The organism is Streptomyces ruber (assembly GCF_014648075.1).
Taxonomy (GTDB): Bacteria; Actinomycetota; Actinomycetes; order Streptomycetales; family Streptomycetaceae; genus Streptomyces; species Streptomyces ruber.
Genome location: NZ_BMQK01000014.1, coordinates 148,640 through 165,702 on the forward strand (window position 1 = coordinate 148,640; position 17,063 = coordinate 165,702).

A 17,063-nucleotide genomic window follows, 5' to 3' on the forward strand; every position below is an offset into this window, starting at 1 on the left:
GGTCCCGCGCGTCCTTCCCGTGCGCCCCGGCCCGTCGGCGGGGTGCGCCCGAACACGACAGGTGACCGTCCCCTTGTCCTCGTCCGCTTCCGCGTCCCCCTCAGCACCTGATCTCGCCGCGCGCCTGCGCGGTCTGCGTCCCGACTGGCTGAACGATCCCAAGGTCTGGCGGACCGAGGTGCTCGCCGGCCTCGTCGTCGCGCTCGCGCTGATCCCCGAGGCGATCTCGTTCTCGATCATCGCCGGTGTCGATCCCGGCGTCGGCCTGTTCGCCTCCTTCACCATGGCCGTGGTCATCTCCGTCGTCGGCGGTCGCCGCGCGATGATCTCCGCCGCCACCGGCGCCGTCGCCCTCGTCGTCGCGCCCCTCAACCGTGAGCACGGGCTGGGGTACCTGGTCGCCGCCGTCATCCTGGCCGGTGTCTTCCAGGTGGTCCTGGGCGCGCTCGGAGTGGCCGGGCTCATGCGGTTCGTGCCGCGCAGCGTCATGGTCGGCTTCGTCAACGCGCTCGCCGTGATGATCTTCATGGCCCAGGTGCCGGAGATGACCGACGTCCCCTGGGCGGTCTACCCGCTGATCGTCGCCGGTCTGGCGCTGATGGTGTTCTTCCCCAGGGTCACCAGGGTGGTCCCGGCCCCGCTGGTCTCCATCGTCGTGCTGACCGTGATCACCGTCGCGGCCGGCATCGCCGTCCCCACGGTCGGCGACAAGGGCGAACTGCCGTCCTCCCTCCCCGTCCCCGGCCTGCCGGACGTGCCCTTCACCCTGGACACCCTGACCACCGTCGCCCCCTACGCGCTCGCCATGGCGCTGGTGGGCCTGATGGAGTCGCTGATGACGGCCAAGCTGGTCGACGACATCACCGACACGCGCTCCAACAAGACCCGCGAATCCATCGGCCAGGGCATCGCCAACATCGTCACGGGCTTCTTCGGCGGCATGGGCGGCTGTGCCATGATCGGTCAGACGATGATCAACGTGAAGGTCTCCGGTGCCCGCACCCGGCTCTCGACCTTCCTGGCCGGCTCGTTCCTGATGGTGCTGTGCATCGTCTTCGGCCCGGTCGTCTCCGACATCCCCATGGCCGCCCTCGTCGCCGTCATGGTCATGGTGTCGGTGGGCACGTTCGACTGGCACTCGGTCCAGCCGAAGACCCTCAGGCGCATGCCGCTGGGCGAGACGGTCGTCATGGTCGCCACCGTCGTCGTCGTGGTCGCCACCGACAACCTCGCCATCGGTGTCGTCGTCGGCTCCGTCATCGCCATGGTGATCTTCGCCAAGCGCGTCGCCCACATGGCGAACGTCACCTCGGTCACCGATCCCGACGGCACCCAGGTCGTCTACTCGGTCACCGGCAACCTGTTCTTCGCCTCCTCCAACGACCTCGTCCACCAGTTCGACTACCGGAACGACCCGGACCGCGTCGTCATCGACCTGTCCGGCACCCACGTCTGGGACGCCTCGTCCGTCGCCGCCCTCGACGCCATCGAGACCAGGTACGCCCAGCGTGGCAAGACCGTCGAGATCACCGGACTGAACGAGTCCAGCGCCCACCTCCACGGCAGGCTCAGCGGGGAGCTCACGGCCGGTCACTGACGGCCGGTCACCGGCGTCCGGCCCGGCGAGCGGGCCTGACGGTGTGTCAGGAGCGCGTGGTGTTTCCCCCGGGCGGGCGGCGTCAAGGCGGGAACGACGGGTACTCGTGTCGCGGCAGTGGCGTATCGGGCCGGAGAAGACCGGGGAAGGGGTCACGATGGGTGAGTCATCGGTGCGGGCGGTGGGCTGGGCCCGGTGCCTGCCGCTGAGCAGCGGAGCGAAGGCGGCGCGGGACTGGGCGTGGGGGCACCTGGAGACGCTGGGGTGGCCCACGAGCGCGCCGGACACGGCGGACGCGGTGCTGCTGGCGGTCTCGGAACTGGTCACCAACGCCCATGTGCACGCCCACAGCGCGGCCCAGCTGATGATGACCTGGGACAACCGTTGCCTGCACATCGCCGTGCACGACGGCTCCGCCGACCTGCCGGCACCGCAGCCGCCGAGCGGCGAGCGTCCCGGCGGGCGCGGCATGTTCCTGGTGGACGCGCTGGCGGACGGCTGGGAGGCCCAGCGCTGCCCCCACGGCAAGACGGTGATCGCCTGCTTCCGCCCGCCGTCCGCCTCCGGCGAGGGCGGGGCCGGCGGCTGCTGTGCGGGGCTGGCGGGCACCGGGGCCGCGGCCGGGCAGGACCACGACCACCGGCAGTGACGGCGGGCGTCGTACGCACCGGGACGTCGCGGCCGCAAGAGAGCAGTCGTAAGAGCTCAGTTCCAAGAGCTCGGTTCCAAGAGACCAGCCCCGAGAGTTCAGTCGTAAGAGGCCGGACGTCGTGCTCTGCCGTGGTGCCGGGCGGGAGGAGCCTCCCCCGCCCGGGCGCCGGCCCGGCGTCCCGGCGCCGGCCCGCTGCTGCGCCGCACGACGAGCCGGACCGGGGTGACCGGCACGCCGGCCGCCGCGCTCCGGCCGTCGATGCGGTCCAGCAGCAGACGCACCGCACGGGTGCCGATCTCCCCGAAGTCGGTGCGTACGGTCGTCAGCGGGGGCAGGAAGTGCGCGGCCTCCGGGATGTCGTCGTACCCGACCACGCTCACGTCCTCCGGTACGCGGCGCCCGGCCTCGTGGAAGGCGCGCAGCACGCCCAGGGCCATCTGGTCGTTGGACACGAACACGGCGGTGACGCCGGGGCGTCCGGCGAGGACACGTCCGAGTGCGTGACCCGAATCGGCGCTCCAGTCGCCGAAGAGGGGCTCGTGGACCGGGGCCCCGGCCGCCGTCAGCGTGGCGCGCCAGCTGTCGAGCCGCTCCTCGGCCGAGATCCAGCCCTTGGGGCCCGCGATGTGCCATACCGTGCCGTGCCCGAGGCCGAGGAGGTGTTCGGTGGCCTCGCGGGCGCCCGTGCGGGAGTCCGCGGTGACCAGGGGAGTGCCGTCCGCGAGGTCGCTCTCCAGCATCACCAGCGGCATGCCGGGGCGCGCGGCCGCCAGGGCCTGGCCGACGCCGCGCTGCGGGGCGATGGCGATCACGCCGTCGACGCCCTCGGCGGTCAGCCGGTCGACGGCGCGCAGCACCGGGTCCGGGTCCCCTGTGGTGATCGCGACGGAGCCGACGAGGTAACCGCTCTCCTGCGCCGCGGTGTTGACGGCGGTGAGGATGGAGGCGGGACCGTACCGGGCGGCGTCGAAGGAGATCACCCCGAGCATCCGCGTCCGGCCGCTGGCCAGGGAGCGCGCGCTGCGGCTGGGCCGGTAGCCGAGCGCGCGCATGGCCTCCAGGACGGCTTCGCGCGTGTGCGGGCGGACGGACGGATGGTCGTTGAGGACGCGCGAGACGGTCTGCTTGGAGACACCGGCCAGCCGCGCCACGTCGTCCATCACGGGGCGCGCGCCCGCGAAACCGCGCCGGTTGCGTCCCTTGCGGGACGGGCCCTCGGCAGCGCTTCGTGTCATGCCACCGGACTATAGGCCGGGCGCACGGCCTCAGGACGGCTCGGGCCCGAGATCGGGGGTGTCGGTGAGCACGGCCCGCGCGGCGGTGGTGGCGTGCAGTTCGAGCAGGGTGAGTTCGTTGGCGCCGGGACGCAGCACGGGCGCGGGGACGTACAGGGTCCGCTGCGGGCCGCGGTTCCAGTAGCGGCCCAGGTGGAAGCCGTTGACCCAGGCCTGGCCCTTGGTCCAGCCGGGCAGCGCGAGAAAGGTGTCGGCGGGCTCGCGCACGTCGAAGCCGCCGCGGAGGAAGACGGGGCCGGTACTCGCACCGGAGACGGAGTCGGGGACGGGTTCGAAGGGCAGGGCGCTCAGGTCCGCCAGGGACAGCGGGCGGCACTCCCACTCCCGCACGGCGGCGCCGTCGAGAGTGACGCGGCCGAGCAGTCCCTTCGGATCACCGATGTGCGGTCCGTAGTTGACTCCGCCCATGTTCTCCACGAGGACGTCGAGCGTGGCACCGGCGCGGGGCGCGCGTACGGGCAGTGTCTCGTCGTGGCGTTCGCGTTCCAGGACGCCGGCGGGGGAGCCGTCGACGAAGACCTGCGCGCGGTCGCCGACGCCGCCGGCGAAGTGCAGCACGCCGTCACCGGCGGCGGGGAGGGCGGTGCGGTAGAGGACGTACCCCGCGCGCAGGCCGAGGCCCTCCGCCGTCGCCGGGTCCTCGGTGCGCACGGGCTTCGCCAGCAGGTCGGCGTGCGGCAGGAACGGCGCGCGCCGGTCCAGTACCACCTCGGTCACCGGAAGCTTGGGAGCCGGGGCCGGGACCGGCTCGTCGGGCACGCCGGTGTGCCGGGCGATGACCTCGCGGAAGGCGTGGTACTTGGGGCCCGGGTCGCCCGACTCGGTGAGCGGGGCGTCGTAGTCGTACGACGTCACGGTCGGCGTGTAGGCGTGGTAGTGGTTGGCGCCGTTGGTGAAGCCGAAGTTGGTGCCGCCGTGGAACATGTAGATGTTCACGGACGCGCCCGCGGCCAGCAGCCGGTCCAGGTCGGCCGCCGCGTCGGCCGCGTCCCGTACGTGGTGCGGCCCGCCCCAGTGGTCGAACCAGCCGATCCAGAACTCCGCGCACATGAGGGGCCCTTCGGGCTGGTGGGCGCGGAGCCGGGCGAGGTTCTCCTCGACCCTGCTGCCGAAGGTGGCGGTGGCGAGGGTGCCGGGCAGGCTGCCCGCGCTCAGGTGCGCGGGGTCGGCCTGGTCGCACGTGAACAGCAGCTCGTCGACGCCGCGCGAGCGCAGCGCCCCGGCCAGGTGCGCGAGGTGGGCGGTGTCGGTGCCGTAGGCCCCGTACTCGTTCTCCACCTGTACGGCGATGACGGGACCGCCGGACGCCGCCATGTACGGCAGCAGCGGCGGCAGCAGGAGGTCCAGGTAGCGGTCGACGGCCCCGGTGTAGCGGGGGTCGGAGGTGCGCAGCCGGACGTCCCCGGACTCCGTGAGCCAGGTGGGCAGTCCGCCGCCGTCCCACTCGGCGCAGATGAACGGTCCGGGGCGCAGCAGCACGTGCAGTCCCTCGGCCCGGGCCAGGTCCAGGTAGCGGGGCAGGTCCAGCAGGCCGTCGAGGACGAGGGGGCCGTCGGGGTCGGGCTGGTGCAGGTTCCAGGGGATGTACGTCTCCACCGTGTTGAGCCCCATCAGGCGGGCCTTGCGCAGCCGGTCGGCCCACTGGTCGGGGTGGACGCGGAAGTAGTGCATCGCTCCGGAGACGATCCGCAGGGGCTCGCCGTGCAGCAGGAAGCCGTCGGACGTCGTGGTCAGGGCGGGCATGGCGGGGTCCTCCTCGGAGGGCGGCGGCCGGAGCTGGGATGTTACCGGTAACTCGGCCGGGTGCGACAGAGCCGGCCCGGGACCGTGCTCCGGGCCGGCTCCTGTCGTGTGCGCACGCGCGCCGCGCCGGTGGCCGGCCGTCGTCAGAGGGCGCGCTCCGCGAACGGGCCGGTGGTGAAGGCGAGCCGGGCGAAGCGCTCGCCGATGCGGCGGTGGGTGGCGGCGTCCGGGTGGATCCCGTCGGGGAGGGGCAGTTCGGCGTGGTCCGCCTCGCCGTAGAGCTCGCGGCCGTCGAGGTGGTGGATGTTCGGGTCCCCGGCCGAGCGCTGCGCCACGATCCGGGCCAGTTCGTCGCGGACCACGTTCAGGGTCAGCTTGCCGGCCGCGATGTCCGCCGGGTCGCCGGTGGCCCTGAACCGCAGCTTCCCCTCGCTCAGCGCGCCGTAGTCGAAGGCGCCCGGGCCGGGGGTGTCCTCCTGTATGGGGCACAGGATCGGCGAGACGACCAGCAGCGGGGTCTCGGGGTGACCCTCGCGGATGGTGTCGAGGAACCCGTGGACGGCCGGTCCGAACGCACGCAGGCGCATCAGGTCGAGGCCGACGACGTTGATGCCGATCTTGACGCTGATCAGGTCGGCCGGGAGGTCCCGCATGGTGCGGGCGGTGAACGGGTCGAGCAGGGCGCTGCCGCCGAGGCCGAGGTTGACCAGCTCCACACCGCCGAGGGCCGCGGCCAGCGCGGGCCAGGTGGTGCTGGGACTCGCGGCGTCGGAGCCGTGGCTGATCGAGCTGCCGTGGTGCAGCCACACCCGCCGTCCCCGGTCCGGTGCGGGCTCGACGGGAGCGTCCGTGCGCAGGGCGACGAGCTCGGTGGTCTCGTTGTGCGGCAGCCAGATCTCGACGTCCTTGTCACCGTCGGGCAGACCGTCGAAGCGGAGCGTGCCGACGGGTCCGGGCCGGTGCTCGGCCGAACCGGTGGCCATGTCGACGGTCAGGGTGCTGCCGCCCGTGACGCTGCCCTGAGCGGTCGGGCGACCGTCCACGAACAGGTCGTACAGGCCGTCCGGGCGGGGCGGGGCGCCCGCGTAGACGCGCTTGGTGGGCAGCGCGTCCAGCTCGACGGCGGTGGCGCGGGTGCGGAAGACCAGCCGTACGCCGGAGGGCTGCGACTCGGCCATGGCGAGCTGCCCGTCGGCGCACTGGGCGCGCGCCCAGGACGGCAGCCGGTGCGGCAGCACACCGTGGGCGGTGCGCTCCGTCTCGACGGCGCCGCGCAGGAGCTCCGCGGTGACGGGTGTGGTGATCCAGTGGGGTCCGGTGTGCATCGGTCTCAGCTCGTTCCGGCTCGTTCTCGGCTCGTTCTCGGCCTGGTGATCGAAGAAGTGGAGTGGGGTGAAGCGGTGGGACGGCCGTACGGGCGGTCAGTTCGCGGGCCAGTTGCGCAGCAGGGCGTCGAGCGCGTCCAGGGCCCTCGACCAGCTCTCCCGGGAGTCGGGGGCGCTGTGGCTGAAGCCCCCCGCCAGCTCCAGGCTGACGAAACCGTGGAAGACGCTGCCCAGCAGCCGCACCGCGTGCGTCTGGTCGGGCTCGGTCAGGTCGTAGCCGCGCAGGACCGCCCGTGTCATCTGCGAGTGCCGGGGGCCCGCACTGGCGGCGGCCGCCTCGGGGCTGAGCGGGAACCGGCTGGCGGCGTACCGGCCGGGGTGCTCGCGGGCGTAGTCGCGGTAGACGTCCGCCAGCGCGACGAGGGCGTCCTTGCCCGCCCGGCCGGCCAGTGCGGCTGCGGCCAGGTCGGCCAGCTCCTCCAGGGCGAACAGGGCGATCCTGGTTCTGAGGTCCTGGGAGTTCCGTACATGGGAGTACAGGCTCGGCACCTTGACGCCGCACCGCCGGGCCAGGGCCGAGACGGTCACCTCGTCGAAGCCGAGCTCGTCGGCCAGTTCCGCGCCTTCCTGCGCGAGGCGCTCCGGGGTCAGTCCGGCGCGGGCCATGGCTCTCCCTTCAGGTGGATGCTGATTGCCTAATGCATTGTGCACCCGCCTAAGAGTATTAGGCAAATGCCGAAGCCGTCGATGAACGCGTGCGGTGACGGACGACCGTCCTGCAGCAGGTGTGCTCGGACAGGGGGACATGCGACGATCGGGGACGCGGATGCTCCGGCGGACCGGGAGGTACGGCACCGATGCGGAACTGGCAGTTGACCGAGACGTTCACCAGTACGTCCGGTGAGGTGAGCTGGGAGCGTCTGGGGGACCCCGGTGGTGAACCGGTCGTCCTGCTGCACGGCACCCCCTTCTCGTCGTTCGTCTGGCGTGCCGTCGCCCGGTCGCTCGCGCGCGGCCACCAGGTGTTCGTCTGGGACATGCCGGGCTACGGAGCCTCGGAGAAGGCGGAGGGGCAGGACGTGTCCCTGGCCGCGCAGGGCCGGGTCTTCGCGGAGCTGCTGGACCACTGGGGGCTGGACGCGCCGGCGGTGGTCGCCCACGACTTCGGCGGTGCGGTCTCCCTGCGGGCGCATCTGCTGCACGGTGCCCGTTACCGGGCGCTCGCCCTGGTCGACCCAGTGGCCCTGGCGCCGTGGGGCACTCCGTTCTTCCGGCTCGTCGGTGAGCACTCTGCGGTCTTCGAACGGCTCCCGCCCGCTCTGCACCGCGCTCTGGTACGTGAGTACGTCAGCTCGGCGAGCCACCTCGGCCTGCGGCCGGCGGTCCTCGACCGACTCGTGCAGCCCTGGGAGGGCGACCCCGGCCAGGCCGCCTTCTACCGGCAGATCGCCCAGGCCGACCAGCGGTACACCGACGAGATCCAGGACCGGTACGCGGACATCGACATCCCGGTGCTGCTCTGCTGGGGCCAGGAGGACACCTGGCTGCCCGTCGCCAGGGGACGGGAACTCGCCGCTCTGATCCCCCACGCGCAGTGGGAGCCGATCGCCGGCGCGGGCCATCTCGTGCAGGAGGACGCCCCCGCCGAACTCACCACCGCCCTCGTCGCGTTCCTTCAGCGGCCGCGTGGCCGCTCCCGCACGTAGTGGACGATGTCCTCGCCCCCGTCGGACACGTCGGTCCGGCCCGTGAGGACGAAACCCAGGCTCTCGTACAGCCGCTGGGCGCGGGCGTTGCCGGCCTGTGTGAACAGCTGGAAGCGGTCGTAGCCGCGGGCGTGTCCGTGGGCGAGCAGTGCCCGGACGAGCCGCCCGCCCAGTCCCTCGCCCCAGTGCGCGGGATGGACGGCGACCACGCTGATGTGGCACAGCCCGGGGAGGACCGGGCCGGTGCCGCCGTGCTCGCGGCCGCTCGTGGCGGCCGCGAGGCCGACCGGGCCGTCCGCCGGGCTCTCCGCGACGAAGAAGAACGTGCCGGAGTCGCCGAGCCGTCGGCGGGTGCGGTCCCGGAACCCGCCCGCCCGTGACGGCCGTCCCGTCCTCCGGGTCTCGGCGGCGTCCAGGACGGACAGCGCCCCGTCCACGTCCGTCGCGGTTCCGGGGCGGACGATGACGGTGCGATCGGCCGGCATGCAGGCACGGTAGCCGCCGGGAGGCGCCCGGACGAGGGGTGTGCCCACCACCCGCCTATGATCGGGGGGATGTCTCGTCCGGCCGGGAGGAACAACGCGTGCGTGAGACCGACGGAGCCGCCGGGCCGGTTCCCGAGCCCGTCCCGCGCACCCTGTGCGACGTGACCGGCCTCGTCACCGCACCGGCGCCCGCCGGGGTCGCGTGGAAGCTCACCGAGGCCGGGCGGCAGCTGGACGCGAACGTCGTCCACCTCCCGCCGAACGCGACCGTGGACACGCATGTGGAGCCGGAGCTGGACGTGCTGCTGTTCGTCGTCGCGGGCGGGGGCACCGTCACCGGGACCGGCCGGGCCGAGCACCTCTCCGAGGGGTCGCTGCTCTGGCTTCCCCGGGGCAGCAGCCGCAGCCTCGCCGCGGGGGACGACGGCCTGTTCTACCTGACGGTGCACCGAAGGCGCCCCGGCCTCCAGATCCGTCGTACGGACCGGCCCGCGTCCGGATAGGCGCCCCGCCCCTCGGGCAGCGGCTCACCGAAGAGCCCGGAGTCCGGCGGGGCGGCCGAGCGGGGGACGGTGGCCCGGCGGAAGGACGCCGGGGCCTCCGACGGGGGCAGCCGCTGGCGGGGCGGGGCGGGTCCGGATCGCGGGAGCGCCCCGGACGCCGCGCGGGAGCGGCGCCCGGGGCGGATGCCCAGGTCGTCCGGACGATCCGGGGGTGGGCTCAGCGGTCGTCGGCGACCTTGAACGTCAGGGTCTCGGTGAACGTGCGGCCGTAGGAGTCGGTCGCCGTCACCTTGGCCCGGTGGGTGCCGTTCCCGAGCCCGGCGGGCAGTTCCAGCCGCCACAGGTGCATCGAGCGGTCGGCGACGCTGCCACCGTCGACGAGCTGGTGCGCGACGCCGCGCGGGTCGGACCACTCCGGACCGATCAGCTGGTCCTCGCCCCGCGCCCGCTGGGTGCGCACGGCCTGGCGCGCCTTGCCGCCGTCGATGCTGACCCGCACCGAGGAACCGGTGGAGCCCATGAAGAAGTTGGTGGTCAGCCAGGTGGTGCCGGCCAGGTCGTCCCTGGTGACGACGGTGGTGTCGGCCAGCTCGGGCGCCTCGCCCTCCTTGTCCTCGTTCCATTGCCGGCGCGCGGCGTACCACTCGCGGTACGTCGGCGAGTTGACGCCGAGCTGCATCTGGAAGCCGTCGTCCCGTCCGGTGACGGTGAAGCGCTCCTTGAACCGGTTGCCGTTCACGTTCAGCGTGAGCACACCCGGCAGGGCGCCGTCGCGGCCGACGGCGATCGGATAGCCGTGCTCGGTCAGCTCGCCGGAGTACCAGTCGCCGGAGATGGCACCGGCCACGATGTGCGGGAAGGGCAGCCCGTCGATGCCGAAGATGTCCTTCCAGCCCTTGAACAGGTCACCGGTCTTCATGTTCTCGACGCTGTGGGTGTGGCCCGCCACGGCGACCGCCTTGCGGCCCTCAAGCAGCTCGTACACCTCCAGCAGCTCGTCCGTCTGGTGCTGGTGACTGCCCTCGTCGGCGAAGGTCAGCAGCGGGATGTGGCTCGCCACCACGACCAGCTTGTCCTTCGGCACCCGGGCCAGGTCCGCCTTCAGCCAGGCGAGCTGCCGCTCGCCGAGGCGCCCGTTGTAGGCGGGCTTGTTCTCGGGGTCGTTGCAGTGGGGGTGGTCGCCGTCGGCGTTGTCGACGTCCGGGGTGCACGGGTAGCGCACGGTGTTGAGCGCGACGACGTGGGTGCGGCCGGCGTCGTACGAGTAGTACGCCGGGGCCAGTTGCTGCCGGAAGGTGTCGAAGGAGTGCTCGGCGGTCTCGGCGTCGTAGTCGAGGTCGTGGTTGCCGGGCAGGAAGCGCACCGGGCCGTTGAGCTCCTTGGTCAGGCCCTTGACGTCCGGGTAGAGCGACAGGTCGTCGCCGACCACGTCACCGATGAACAGCGAGCCGCAGCCCTGGTGGTCGTCGCGCTTCGACAGGTCCGCGATGGCACCGGCGCGCGCGTAGCCGACCTCGGTCCTGTTGTAGGTCTGCAGGTCGCCCGCGATGACACAGTTCTGCTTGGCGGAGGCGGTCGCACCGCTCCTGACCAGCGGGAAGTTGACGGCCTTCGGCAGGGGGCCGGTCGGCTCGATGCCGCCGTAGCGCAGCTCCGGGGAGCCGGCGGGCAGGTGGTTGTAGTGGAACTGGGCGACGTTGCTGTCGTCGACCGGGACCTGGTAGCCGGCGGGCTGGGTGACGGAGACGGTCATGTTGTCGAACGCGGGCAGCTCGTAGCGGCCCTGGCGGTCGGTGGTCACGACGTCGCGGCCGTTGGTCACCGACACGCCCGCCACGCCGCGGTCGCGTCCGCCGTCGCTGCTGCTGTCGCGGTCGCGGTCGAGGAAGACCCGGCCCCTGAGCACCGGCCGGTCCGCCGCGGTCTCCTCCGCCGGGGCGTCGGCCGGCACGACCTCGATGTGGCCGCGGTACGCGGTCTCGTCCCAGCCGGGACCGCGGTCGGCGGTTGCGGGGGCGGGAGCGGACTCGGGAGCCGCGGACGCGGGCCCCTGCACGGTGAGGGCGAGGGCGGTCGAACCGGCGAGAGCCATCGCGCCGAGCGTGACGGCCGTGGCGCGGGCGCGTCCGACGTGGGGGCGGGACAGTGGCATTGCTGTGGCACCTCCGTAGTTCCGGCAGGTGGAGCACCGGCCCCGGGACGGCCGGCGGCAGTGAGACTGTCCGCCGGAGTTGAATGGCGGGCGAGGAACAGGCGAAACGTGGAGGGACAGGCACCGCTCAGTGCGCCCCGCGGGACGTACGGCAAGGAACCGGGCATCGCGGGGTGCATGGGGCGCGTGGAGTGCGTGGAGTGCGGAAGTCGCAGGGCTGGGCGAGGGTGCGCCCGGCGGCGCGCGCCCTCGGGGACCCTGCCCGCGCGGCGGGCTCGCGCCCTGACGGCTCGACGCGGGAGCGGACCCGGCACCGAAACGGGGGCCTCACCGCGGGATCACGGCAGGAGCACCTCCGCCCCCGGACCCAGCGGCAGGTCCAGCGCGTAGGAGACGCCGAGCACCGCCGGCCAGGTGACCAGGAACGGCACCAGGTCGACCGCCAGGCGCGACATCGGGGTGCCCAGTTCCGCCTCCGGCTCGTAACGGCGCAGCAGGGCCAGGGACAGGAACAGGTACGGACTGAGCGGTGTGATCATCTGCGCGTCCAGGAAGCAGATCACGATGCAGATCTCGACCACCGGGGAATCGGCCACCGGGGAATCGGCCACCGGGGATTCGACTGTCGGGGATTCGACCATCGGGGATTCGACACCGTCCTCAGCGAGCTGGACATGGCCGTCGTCAACGCCCTCCGGATCCAGCCCCGGGCCCCCTGGTCCCTGGTGGGCAAGGCGCTCGGCGTCGGCGCGGTCACCGCCGCCCGCCGCTGGAACCGGCTCACCGGGCTCGGCGCCGCCTGGGTCGACGGCTACCTCGCGCCCGAGGCCGGCGGACGGGTCCTCGCCCAGGCCGAGATCGTCACCGAGGCCGCGGAGGCCGGACGGGTCGCCCGGCTCCTCGCCCGGGACGGGCAGGCGATGAGCGTCGAGCAGACCTCCGGCGCCCGGGACATCCTGGCCGTCGTCCGGGCGCACGACCTCGACGGCCTCGCGGACTGCATCGGCGAGCGGATCGCGCGCTGCCCGGGCGTACGGGCGGCCCGCTCGCACGTCATCACCGCCGCGCCCTTCGAGGGCAGCCGCCGGCGCCTGCGCAGCCTCTCCGCCGAGCAGCGCGCCCTGCTGGCCGTAGCCCGGCAGCCCACGGTGCCCGCGGAACCGCTGCGCCCGGTCGACCGGCGCATCGTCGTGGCCCTCGGCGAGGACGGGCGGATGCCGCTCAACCAGCTCGCGTCCCGCGCCGGCACCGGCGTGAGCACCGCCCGCCGGCGCCTCGCCCAGCTGCTGGACGGCGGGCAGCTGGTGCCGCGGTGCAGCCTGGCCCGGCCGCTCACCGGCCGGCCCGTCTCCGCCGTCTGCTCCGCCTCCGCCGTCTGCTCCGCCTCCGTGCCGGCCGAGCACCTGGAGGCCGCCTCCACCGCGCTGCGTACCCTTCCGGAGCCGCGGCCGTGCGCCGTCACGGCGGGCCCGTACAACATGATCCTCGACGTGTGGCTGCGCGGGGTCCACGACGTGCACCGGCTGGAGGCGCACCTGGAACAGAAGCCGGCGCGGTGCGGCTTCCGGGTCGGTGACCGTGCCGTGGTGCTGCGCACGGAGAAGAACGTGGGCCGGGTGCTGGACCGCCGCGGGCACAGCGTCCTCAGGGTGCCCATGGAGGAACCGCTCCCGACGAGCGGTCACACGCCCGTGGAGAACCCCTCCCCTCAGTGGCCGGGCGACCTGTCGTGGGCCGGGTCCCGTCCCGGCGTGCGGGCGCAGCCGCTGTCCCGGGGCGGCGACCAGTCCCGCGGGGGAGCGCTGCGCGGCCTGCGCGGAGGCGGGACGGCCGCCCTACGGGCGGCGGACGCGGCGACGCCGGTCCCGGCGGCCGGCTCCGGCTGCCGTTCACAGGTGGAACAGGCCGGGACCGGCCAGGTCGGGGCGGCGGCGCCGCCGTGCGGATCCGTGGGGACCCGGTGCGTGGAGACGGCCGGTCCCGGTCACCTCACTTGTTCTCCTCGGCGCTGTCGTGCGCCCCGGCGCCCGGACGGTCGGACCGGTGCCGGCCGCCGGGCAGGAACTCCTGCACCTTCGACTTGAACCCCTGTTTCAGCACGGACGCGCTGTCGCTGTCGCCGTGCAGGACGGCGGAGGCCGCAGCCTCGATCTGGTCCAGTTCGGCGTGCGGCGGGACCGGCGGGACGGCCGGGTCGGTGCGGAAGTCGATGACGAACGGCCGGTCGGCGGCGAGCGCCCGGTCCCACGCGGCCTCGACCTGCTCGGGCTTCTCCACCCGTACGCCGTCCAGGCCGATGCGCTGTGCGATCTCCGCGTACGGCAGATCGGGGATGGCTTGCGACTCCTCGAACCGGGGGGCGCCTTCCATGGCGCGCATCTCCCACGTCACCTGGTTGAGGTCGCAGTTGTTCAGCACCGCCACGACCAGCCGCGGATCGGCCCACTCGCGCCAGTACTTGGCGGCCGTGACCATCTCCATCATGCCGTTCATCTGCATCGCCCCGTCCCCGACCAGGGCGATCGCGGGCCGCTCCGGGTGGGCGAACTTCGCCCCGATGGCGTACGGCACCCCGGGCCCCATCGTCGCCAGCGTGCCGGACAGGGAACCGCGCATCCGGCCGCGGAAACGCAGGTGACGGGCGTACCAGTTGGCGGCCGAGCCGGAGTCCGCGGCGAGGATCGCGTCCTCGGGCAGCTTGCCGTCCAAGGCGTGCACCACGTACTCGGGGTTGATCGGGTCGGCGTCCACGGCGGCCCGCCGCTGCATCACCTCCCACCAGCGGGAGACGTTCTTCTCGATCTTCTTCCGCCAGGCGCGGGTGGTCTTCCCGCGCTTCTGCCGCAACAGCGGCAGCAGCCGCTTCAGCGTCTCGTGGGCGTCACCGACCAGGTTCACCTCGAACGGGTAGCGCAGCCCGATCATGTGCGGGTCGACGTCGATCTGGACGCCCCGCGCCTGGTCCAGCTCCGGCATGAACTGCGTGTACGGGAAGCTGGAGCCGATCATGAGCAAGGTGTCGCAGTCCCGCATCAGCTCGTAGGACGGGCGGGTGCCCAGCAGGCCGATGGAGCCCGTGACGTACGGCAGGTCGTCCGGCAGCACGTCCTTGCCCAGCAGGGCCTTGGCCACCCCGGCCCCGAGGCGGTCCGCGAGCTGCTCCACCTCGGCCCGCGCACCGCGCGCCCCCTGCCCGACGAGGACGGCGACCTTCTCGCCGGCGTTCAGCACATCGGCGGCCCGCTGGATGTCCTGGTCGGCCGGGACCGGCGCGTACTGCCCGAGGCCCAGGCTGGACGGCACCATCTTGAACGCGTGCGTCGGCGGGCTGTAGTCCAGCTCCTGCACGTCGGCGGGGAGGATGACCGCGGTGACGGTGCGCTTGGCGTACGCGGTGCGGATCGCCCGGTCGAGGAGGTTGGGGAGCTGCTCGGGCACCATGGCCGTCTCGCAGAACTCCGAGGCCACGTCCTTGAACAGGTTCTGCAGGTCCACCTCCTGCTGGTACGAGCCGCCCATGGCGCTGCGGTTGGTCTGCCCGACCAGCGCGACGACGGGGACGTGGTCCAGCTTGGCGTCGTACAGCCCGTTCAGCAGGTGGATCGCGCCCGGCCCCGAGGTGGCCGCGCACACGCCCACCTTGCCGGAGAACTTGGCGTACCCCACCGCCTCGAAGGCCGCCATCTCCTCGTGCCGCGCCTGGACGAACTTCGGCTGGTTGCCGGCGCGGCCCCAGGCGGCCAGCAGACCGTTGATGCCGTCGCCCGCGTAGGCGAAGACGTGGTCCACCCCCCAGTCCCGCAGCCGCTGGAGGATGTGGTCGGACACCTTCGTGCTGGCCATGGGCACTCCGTTCCCGTATCCGCGTGTCCTGCGACGTGCTCGGGGCAGGACTGCCGGGCCGGCGGCGGCCGTCCGGCCGCCCGGCATGACAATCCATGGGTAACCGTGCGAGTCGGGGGGAAACGCCCCGGACACGCCATCACCTCCGCGGCCCACGGCCCCGCGCCGACACGCGTGCCAGGAACAGACGGCGGGGTCCGGCCGTTGTCCCTCACGACGTACGACGAGAGGTACGACACGGCACTCGCGCGGACGGCGGACGGAGGTGTGGCCATGCGACGCAGGCCCCGCACCCCTGCCCGCGCCCTGAACCCCCGCCGCCGTGTCCGCCTCCACTCCCGGCCGCACATCGATCTGCAGCGTGTGGCCGGCGCGCTCTGTCGCCCCTGAGTCCTCCCCGGCCCTCCGGCCGGGGACCTCGTGTCGCTGTGCTCGCCGGCCGCCGCCTCCTCCGCACGTGTTCCTCGTGCACGCGCCGGACCGGCGATCCCGTACGGATCTCCAGGAAGGCACCTCACTCGTGTCCCCTTCTTCCTCGTCCTCCTCGTCCTCCTCGTTCTCTTCTCGTTCGCCGCTGCACCTGGCCGTCGCCCTGGACGGCACCGGCTGGCACCCCGCCTCCTGGCGTGAACCGGTGTCCCGGCCCGGGGAGCTGTTCACCGCCGGGTACTGGGCCGGCCTGGTCGCCGAGGCCGAGCGCGGCCTGCTCGACTTCGTCACCATCGAGGACGGCCTCGGCCCCCAGTCCTCCCACCCCTTCGACCCGGACGACCGCACCGACCAGGTCCGCGGCCGCCTGGACGCCGTCCTCGTCGCCGCCCGTGTCGCGCCGCTGACCCGGCACATCGGCCTGGTCCCGACCGCGGTGGTCACCCACACGGAGCCCTTCCACCTCTCCAAGGCCATCGCCACCCTCGACTACGTCAGCACCGGCCGGGCGGGCCTGCGGGCGCAGATCACCGCGCGCCCGAACGAGGCCGCGCACTTCGGCCGCCGCACGATCCCGCGCATCGACGCCTACGACAGCCCGGCCGCGCAGGAGGTGGTGACCGGGCTCTTCGACGAGGCCGCCGACTACGTGGAGGTCGTCCGCCGGCTCTGGGACAGCTGGGAGGACGACGCGGAGATCCGGTCCACTGCCACCGGCCGCTTCGTCGACCGTGACAAGCTGCACTACATCGACTTCCAGGGCCGGCACTTCAGCGTCAAGGGCCCCTCCATCACCCCGCGTCCGCCGCAGGGCCAGCCCGTCGTCACCGCACTCGCCCACCGGACCGTCCCGTACCGGCTGGTGGCCCGCCAGGCCGACGTCGGTTACGTGACCCCGCACGACACCGGCCAGGCCCGCGCGATCGTCGCGGAGATCCGCGCCGAGCAGGAGGCGGCCGGCCGGGCCGGGGACATCCTGCACGTCTTCGGTGACCTGGTGGTCTTCCTGGACGACGACCCCGCCGAGGCCGTGGCCCGCCGGGAGCGTCTGGACGCCCTCGCGGGAGAGCCGTACACCAGCGACGCCCGTGTCTTCGCCGGGACCCCCGACCGACTGGCCGACGAGCTGCAGGAGTTGCAGGGCGCCGGGCTGAGCGGGTTCCGGCTCCGGCCCGCCGTTCTCGGCCACGACCTCCCGGCGATCACCCGGCGCCTGGTCCCCGAGCTGCAGCGCCGGGGCGCCTTCCGTCACGCCTACGAGGCCGGCACCCTGCGCGGCCTGCTGGGCCTGCCCCGCCCCGCCAACCGCTACGCCGCCGCGACCGCCTGAAGC

Annotated in this window: 15 protein-coding genes; 7 read left to right on the forward strand and 8 right to left on the reverse strand. The window is 73.3% G+C overall.

Going from position 1 to position 17,063, the window contains the following annotated elements; all coding sequences use genetic code 11:
• Positions 1–73 precede the first annotated feature (73 nt).
• Positions 74–1,597 (forward strand): SulP family inorganic anion transporter, encoded by a 1,524-nt coding sequence (locus tag IEZ04_RS25695; RefSeq protein ID WP_189219322.1) that lies wholly within the window; start codon positions 74–76, stop codon positions 1,595–1,597.
• Positions 1,598–1,754: 157 nt separating this feature from the next.
• Entirely contained in the window at positions 1,755–2,246 is a 492-nt protein-coding gene (locus IEZ04_RS25700) for an ATP-binding protein (RefSeq protein ID WP_189219323.1), read from the forward strand.
• Positions 2,247–2,344: 98 nt separating this feature from the next.
• On the opposite strand, the gene IEZ04_RS25705 is transcribed toward IEZ04_RS25700, so the two are convergent.
• The 4 genes from IEZ04_RS25705 to IEZ04_RS25720 all read right to left on the reverse strand — a co-directional run bounded on the left by IEZ04_RS25705 (position 2,345) and on the right by IEZ04_RS25720 (position 7,278).
• Positions 2,345–3,484: a LacI family DNA-binding transcriptional regulator gene (locus IEZ04_RS25705; protein ID WP_189219324.1), complete on the reverse strand. Its 1,140-nt coding sequence runs from the start codon at positions 3,482–3,484 to the stop codon at positions 2,345–2,347.
• A 30-nt stretch (positions 3,485–3,514) separates the two neighbouring features.
• Entirely contained in the window at positions 3,515–5,287 is a 1,773-nt protein-coding gene (locus IEZ04_RS25710; protein ID WP_189219325.1) for a glycoside hydrolase family 35 protein, read from the reverse strand.
• Positions 5,288–5,430: 143 nt separating this feature from the next.
• On the reverse strand, positions 5,431–6,612 hold the full coding sequence (locus IEZ04_RS25715; RefSeq protein WP_189219326.1) for a GDSL-type esterase/lipase family protein: 1,182 nt from the start codon (positions 6,610–6,612) through the stop codon (positions 5,431–5,433).
• Between the two features lie 96 nt (positions 6,613–6,708).
• Positions 6,709–7,278 carry a TetR/AcrR family transcriptional regulator gene (locus tag IEZ04_RS25720; RefSeq protein ID WP_189219327.1) on the reverse strand — a complete coding sequence of 190 codons (570 nt, stop codon included), beginning with the start codon at positions 7,276–7,278 and terminating at the stop codon, positions 6,709–6,711.
• A gap of 191 nt (positions 7,279–7,469) precedes the next feature.
• Between IEZ04_RS25720 and IEZ04_RS25725 the strand changes: the two genes are divergently transcribed.
• Positions 7,470–8,318, forward strand: a complete 849-nt coding sequence (locus IEZ04_RS25725; protein ID WP_189219328.1) for an alpha/beta fold hydrolase — start codon at positions 7,470–7,472, stop codon at positions 8,316–8,318.
• Here the strand turns inward: IEZ04_RS25725 and IEZ04_RS25730 are convergent.
• Complete coding sequence (locus IEZ04_RS25730) at positions 8,288–8,803, reverse strand: GNAT family N-acetyltransferase (RefSeq protein WP_189219329.1); 516 nt, start codon at positions 8,801–8,803, stop codon at positions 8,288–8,290. The two genes, IEZ04_RS25725 and IEZ04_RS25730, sit on opposite strands and share 31 nt — an antisense overlap.
• Positions 8,804–8,901: 98 nt before the next feature.
• Here IEZ04_RS25730 and IEZ04_RS25735 point away from each other — a divergent pair, with 98 nt between their 5' ends.
• Positions 8,902–9,306, forward strand: coding sequence for an AraC family ligand binding domain-containing protein (locus IEZ04_RS25735; protein ID WP_189219330.1), 405 nt, complete (start codon positions 8,902–8,904; stop codon positions 9,304–9,306).
• 217 nt (positions 9,307–9,523) lie between these two features.
• On the opposite strand, the gene IEZ04_RS25740 is transcribed toward IEZ04_RS25735, so the two are convergent.
• Both IEZ04_RS25740 and IEZ04_RS25745 read right to left on the reverse strand, forming a co-directional pair.
• Complete coding sequence (locus tag IEZ04_RS25740; RefSeq protein WP_229821275.1) at positions 9,524–11,458, reverse strand: calcineurin-like phosphoesterase C-terminal domain-containing protein; 1,935 nt, start codon at positions 11,456–11,458, stop codon at positions 9,524–9,526.
• A gap of 338 nt (positions 11,459–11,796) precedes the next feature.
• Positions 11,797–12,069 (reverse strand): AbgT family transporter, encoded by a 273-nt coding sequence (locus tag IEZ04_RS25745; RefSeq protein ID WP_229821276.1) that lies wholly within the window; start codon positions 12,067–12,069, stop codon positions 11,797–11,799.
• 63 nt (positions 12,070–12,132) lie between these two features.
• Between IEZ04_RS25745 and IEZ04_RS25750 the strand changes: the two genes are divergently transcribed.
• Positions 12,133–13,542: an Lrp/AsnC family transcriptional regulator gene (locus IEZ04_RS25750; protein ID WP_189219332.1), complete on the forward strand. Its 1,410-nt coding sequence runs from the start codon at positions 12,133–12,135 to the stop codon at positions 13,540–13,542.
• Here IEZ04_RS25750 and IEZ04_RS25755 read toward each other — a convergent pair.
• Positions 13,448–15,301 carry a thiamine pyrophosphate-requiring protein gene (locus IEZ04_RS25755; protein WP_189219333.1) on the reverse strand — a complete coding sequence of 618 codons (1,854 nt, stop codon included), beginning with the start codon at positions 15,299–15,301 and terminating at the stop codon, positions 13,448–13,450. The two genes, IEZ04_RS25750 and IEZ04_RS25755, sit on opposite strands and share 95 nt — an antisense overlap.
• Before the next feature lie 273 nt (positions 15,302–15,574).
• On the opposite strand from IEZ04_RS25755, the gene IEZ04_RS36040 reads away from it, so the two are divergent.
• Together IEZ04_RS36040 and IEZ04_RS25760 are read left to right on the forward strand one after the other, a co-directional pair.
• The gene (locus IEZ04_RS36040) at positions 15,575–15,691 is read left to right on the forward strand and encodes a putative leader peptide (RefSeq protein ID WP_373296359.1); all 117 of its coding nucleotides are present in this window, start codon (positions 15,575–15,577) and stop codon (positions 15,689–15,691) included.
• Positions 15,692–15,821: 130 nt separating this feature from the next.
• On the forward strand, positions 15,822–17,060 hold the full coding sequence (locus IEZ04_RS25760; protein ID WP_189219334.1) for an LLM class flavin-dependent oxidoreductase: 1,239 nt from the start codon (positions 15,822–15,824) through the stop codon (positions 17,058–17,060).
• The last annotated feature ends 3 nt before the right edge of the window (positions 17,061–17,063 follow it).

Excerpts from the sequence above, each read along its gene's own strand:
- IEZ04_RS25730 (WP_189219329.1), bottom strand. The coding sequence starts at position 8,803 with ATGCCGGCCGATCGCACCGTCATCGTCCGCCCCGGAACCGCGACGGAC.
- IEZ04_RS25755 (WP_189219333.1), bottom strand. The coding sequence starts at position 15,301 with ATGGCCAGCACGAAGGTGTCCGACCACATCCTCCAGCGGCTGCGGGAC.
- IEZ04_RS25750 (WP_189219332.1), top strand. The coding sequence starts at position 12,133 with ATGGCCGTCGTCAACGCCCTCCGGATCCAGCCCCGGGCCCCCTGGTCC.
- IEZ04_RS25725 (WP_189219328.1), top strand. The coding sequence starts at position 7,470 with ATGCGGAACTGGCAGTTGACCGAGACGTTCACCAGTACGTCCGGTGAG.
- IEZ04_RS25740 (WP_229821275.1), bottom strand. The coding sequence starts at position 11,458 with ATGCCACTGTCCCGCCCCCACGTCGGACGCGCCCGCGCCACGGCCGTC.
- IEZ04_RS25705 (WP_189219324.1), bottom strand. The coding sequence starts at position 3,484 with ATGACACGAAGCGCTGCCGAGGGCCCGTCCCGCAAGGGACGCAACCGG.
- IEZ04_RS25700 (WP_189219323.1), top strand. The coding sequence starts at position 1,755 with ATGGGTGAGTCATCGGTGCGGGCGGTGGGCTGGGCCCGGTGCCTGCCG.
- IEZ04_RS36040 (WP_373296359.1), top strand. The coding sequence starts at position 15,575 with ATGCGACGCAGGCCCCGCACCCCTGCCCGCGCCCTGAACCCCCGCCGC.
- IEZ04_RS25710 (WP_189219325.1), bottom strand. The coding sequence starts at position 5,287 with ATGCCCGCCCTGACCACGACGTCCGACGGCTTCCTGCTGCACGGCGAG.
- IEZ04_RS25715 (WP_189219326.1), bottom strand. The coding sequence starts at position 6,612 with ATGCACACCGGACCCCACTGGATCACCACACCCGTCACCGCGGAGCTC.
- IEZ04_RS25720 (WP_189219327.1), bottom strand. The coding sequence starts at position 7,278 with ATGGCCCGCGCCGGACTGACCCCGGAGCGCCTCGCGCAGGAAGGCGCG.